Raw genomic sequence first — 734 nt, forward strand, 5'->3', positions numbered from 1 at the left:
GTGAACTGTGATACCGAAGTTACCAAGCATATACTGCCAGATCAGACCGTTAGCTGGTGAGCCGTTGACCTTACCATTGTTGCTATCCCAATAGTGCTCTTGCCCACCTAAGACGATTGGTCCCCATGTTCCAGACCAATGAATTTCGGCTCCGTTATCAAAGACAAAAACTTGTTGGTTTTGATCATAGGCATTGGCATTAGCCACACTAAAACTAGTTGGTCGATGTAGCAAGAAAGTACCATAGTCGGTTGTGATTAAACCTTTAACGCTACTATCTTCACTAGGTTTAATGTCTTTTATTTTCTCATCAACACTCGCATTAGTTGCATAATCTGCCAATGTGGTTTTATCAACAAAGTTACTGGTATCAGGCACCGCTGGAATATCAGACTTTTTGGCGTATCCCGATAAATCAGGAACAGTCGGTAATTCGGACTTCAAAGCGTAATTTGATAAATCAGGTAATTCGCTCTTTTTAGCGTAATTATCTAGTTCTGTTTCTTTAACCAATCCTGTAACGCTAGGGATGTCCCCCATCTTTGCGTAACCAGATAAGTCTGGTAAATCACTAGTCTTGGCATATCCATCCAGTTCTGCTTTAGTTGCGTAACTAGATAGATCTGGTGTAACTGGGATTTCTGATTTTTTAGCGTAGATATTATCAGCGTCGATTTTAGTTAGATAACCCGTTAGATCAACATTGCTTGGTAACACTACATCTTGACCGTTGA

At 40.5% G+C, this 734-nt stretch carries 1 protein-coding gene; it reads right to left on the bottom strand.

What is annotated here, in order from left to right:
- On the bottom strand, positions 1-734 hold a 734-nt coding region (locus tag ACFIK0_RS09365), incomplete at both ends, for a hypothetical protein (protein WP_375663905.1).

It is taken from the genome of Bartonella sp. CL63NXGY (genome assembly GCF_042194905.1).
Classification (GTDB): Bacteria; Pseudomonadota; Alphaproteobacteria; order Rhizobiales; family Rhizobiaceae; genus Bartonella.